The following is a 2,956-nucleotide window of genomic DNA, read 5'->3' as shown; positions in this document are numbered from 1 at the left end:
GGCAGATAACAAGCGTATCAATCTCCCTAAAGGACGATTATTCGCCGAACATTATCGTTTAATATGGTAAGTAGAAAAGAAACAGTAAAAAGTTGTTGTGTGAATATACTTGATGATGTAAAAAGAATATTAGCGCAACCTTTTGAATGTAGGAAGACTTCTCTTCCTGATGGTGCATTACATAATGTACAAAAAGAATTGGAAAATATGATTAATGCGATTGATAAAGATATTTACTCGTTTACACCAAGTTATGGCAAATATCTAATAGATTGTTGGCTTGGAGATGAATTAGTAGATAAACTTCTTGATGTTTCTTGTCAATATGAAAAACTAATTAAGTTGAAATAAACGATAGCATACGGATTAATCTTCCAAAGGTCGATTATCCAACAAACATTATCGGTCTAAAAATTAAAATATGGATAGTAAACTTCAATTATTCGCTAAAGTGTTATTAAAAGAACACTATGATGAATTTTTAGAAATGATTCAGTTGTTCAATATAGATAAGAGAACCTTTGTCCTTCAACATAGGAAAATGTTTGAAAAGGGATGGTACGATACAAGCTCTGAAGACAATGAATTTAGTGAAGTAGATATTATGCTTTGTTTTGCTATAGTTTCTCACAGAATGGCAGTTATTGATTGGAGTGGTGAAGAATATTCAGGGCAGGTTAAGCGTTCCATTACGATGATGTTAAAGAATTATGGGATAGAACGTTTCTTATGGAACACTAAAAAGTTTGAGGATTCTTTGGATTGGGACAAAATTCGCCGAGGTGACTATTTGCCTTTGTTGTTCCAAGCTATGAACAAGCAACTTAACAGAGGCGGTTATTCCATTGTGTTTTGTGATACAAAATCGGATTGTTTTCGTTATGCAATATTACCAACTGCCGAGTTTGTGCAATTTGAGAATACGGAATTAGATGATTATCTGACAATCATTAGTCCTAAGATTTACAATATATATCTTGCAGACAAGGGAAATGAATTGCCTAAAATTATGCTGTACTTAAAAAAGAAATTTTCTGTTCCACTAAGTGAAATCAAGGAATTTTGTTCAAGAGATAAAATTTTACTTGGAATAGGGAACTCTATAATTGTGGATGAATATCGAAAAGAAATTGAACAACTTGGAGGCAAGATTGAAACAGAAGAAATAGACCGATAACAAACAGCAAACCGATTGAATAAGCGGAACGCTGCCGAACATTAGCAACCCCAAAAAGATGAAAATGATTGGAGAAACTATAAGAACTGAATTTGAAGCATTGAAAAATGACTTTGAAACCATAAGGCAACAAATAGAAGACGATGTTGTCAGGACTGAGTTGTATAAGGGCGAGTTTTATGAACTTACTCCATATTCCTATCAGCGTAATGGTTGCAAACAAGGAAAACCTGTAAAGCGTCCTGATACAATAAAAAGCACCAAAAATCTTTGTATCTACGGATTTAATAACCAAAATCAAATCGTAGAAGTTAAGGTTGGTTGTTCTATTGAAAATCAGTTTTATCACACTTTCCTGTATTATACAGACAATCTTGTGAAAAGTATTCTATACGATAATGGAAAACATTTGATGAATGTATGCCATTACTTTTTTGAGGGCGGAAAGCTGAAACGGTCACAGTTATGTGGTAGGTATGGTTGCCGTGAAGAGAATTATATCTATAAAGAAAATGCTTTGACACATATTGAAGTCAAACAATATGATATTGAGGGTAATAGTGGTAATGATTTAATTCATATATTCCAATATCAAGACGATGGGGCTTTAGAAAGTATTACCAAATCATTTCCAAATGGATATTCTGAAATAATCTATAAAACGAAAAGAGGTTGCTAACAAGCGGCTTAACTACCCCTGAAAGGTCGGTTAGCCACCAAACATTAATATTAAAAGGAAACACTATGATACCTGATAAATTGAAAGATGATTTTAATTCATTGAGAAATATGTTTGATGAATTGAAAAGAGAAATTGATAAGAATGTTGTAAGGGAAGAGAATTACAAAGGTGAGTTCTACGAAATATCCCCTTATTCTTATCAAAGAAACAGGTTTAAGCAAGGGAAAATAGTTGGAAATGTAACTTCTCTCAAAACAACTAATAACCTATTTACTTATTATTTCGATGTAAAAAATCAAATTATAGAAATCCGAGAGGGCTTGGAACTTAAAAATCAATTCTATTACACCTTTTTCATTTATGAAAAGGAACTCATGAAAACTATTGCATATGATAATAGCAAACGTATTGTGAATGTCCGATATTATCTATATGGAAGTAATGGTAAAATAGAGAAAATGTATTCAAAGGGTTCTCGTGGAAGTAGAGAAGAAACATATTTTTATGAAAATGACCGCCTACAAAAAATAGTTATAAGACAATTTGATAGAAATGATATTGAACAGGATACGTTACAACATTCATTTGATTATAAGTCTAATGGAGAATTAAAATCTATTATTCTTTCGACAGAATTATATTCTGAAACAATCTATCAGGAAACATAAATTTAATATTAACAAGCCGGGATAACGGACTAACGCCGTTCCCCGTCAAACCATTAAACATTAGAAAATGAGAACACCAATCATAATCCTGTTATTTGTAATCCTGCTTGCCGCAAGCTGCGGAGAGCCTCCCATGCCGCCGTCGGACGAGGAAATGATACGCCATTTCACCACGCACGAGGTGGCGTTCCGTAAGGTGTACGAAATCATGGCAGAGAGTTCAGAAGGTAGTTTTCACTACCCGCCGCTTTCTCCGGAAGAGGTCATTATACTTGATTCAACAGAACAAAGCGATACATTCCATGAAACGAATGACGAACAAGACATTCCGGTATATGGACTGTTGAAGCCGGAGCGAATCCTACTCGACTCCTTGTTATCAGAGATTGGATGCGGTTTTATCCTTGTTGATCGCAGGGAATGGGGAAC

Annotated in this window: 5 protein-coding genes; all 5 read left to right on the top strand. The window is 34.0% G+C overall.

The annotated features are described in order from the left end of the window. Positions 1–99 precede the first annotated feature (99 nt). Positions 100–351 carry a hypothetical protein gene (locus tag KTR07_RS27890; protein ID WP_004319180.1) on the top strand — a complete coding sequence of 84 codons (252 nt, stop codon included), beginning with the start codon at positions 100–102 and terminating at the stop codon, positions 349–351. 70 nt (positions 352–421) lie between these two features. Beyond that, entirely contained in the window at positions 422–1,177 is a 756-nt protein-coding gene (locus tag KTR07_RS27885) for a hypothetical protein (protein WP_004295472.1), read from the top strand. A gap of 58 nt (positions 1,178–1,235) precedes the next feature. Beyond that, positions 1,236–1,856, top strand: a complete 621-nt coding sequence (locus KTR07_RS27880) for a hypothetical protein (protein ID WP_004295471.1) — start codon at positions 1,236–1,238, stop codon at positions 1,854–1,856. 65 nt (positions 1,857–1,921) lie between these two features. After that, on the top strand, positions 1,922–2,527 hold the full coding sequence (locus KTR07_RS27875; RefSeq protein WP_004295470.1) for a hypothetical protein: 606 nt from the start codon (positions 1,922–1,924) through the stop codon (positions 2,525–2,527). Between the two features lie 67 nt (positions 2,528–2,594). Beyond that, on the top strand, positions 2,595–2,956 hold a 362-nt coding region (locus tag KTR07_RS27870), incomplete at its 3' end, for a DUF4948 family protein (protein WP_217315573.1).

Source organism: Bacteroides sp. MSK.20.82 (assembly GCF_019052485.1).
Classification (GTDB): Bacteria; Bacteroidota; Bacteroidia; order Bacteroidales; family Bacteroidaceae; genus Bacteroides; species Bacteroides thetaiotaomicron.
Note: the sequence above shows the minus strand (reverse complement) of the source record. Positions and strands in the feature narration are given on the sequence as shown.

Excerpts from the sequence above, each read along its gene's own strand:
- KTR07_RS27885 (WP_004295472.1), top strand. The coding sequence starts at position 422 with ATGGATAGTAAACTTCAATTATTCGCTAAAGTGTTATTAAAAGAACAC.
- KTR07_RS27880 (WP_004295471.1), top strand. The coding sequence starts at position 1,236 with ATGAAAATGATTGGAGAAACTATAAGAACTGAATTTGAAGCATTGAAA.
- KTR07_RS27875 (WP_004295470.1), top strand. The coding sequence starts at position 1,922 with ATGATACCTGATAAATTGAAAGATGATTTTAATTCATTGAGAAATATG.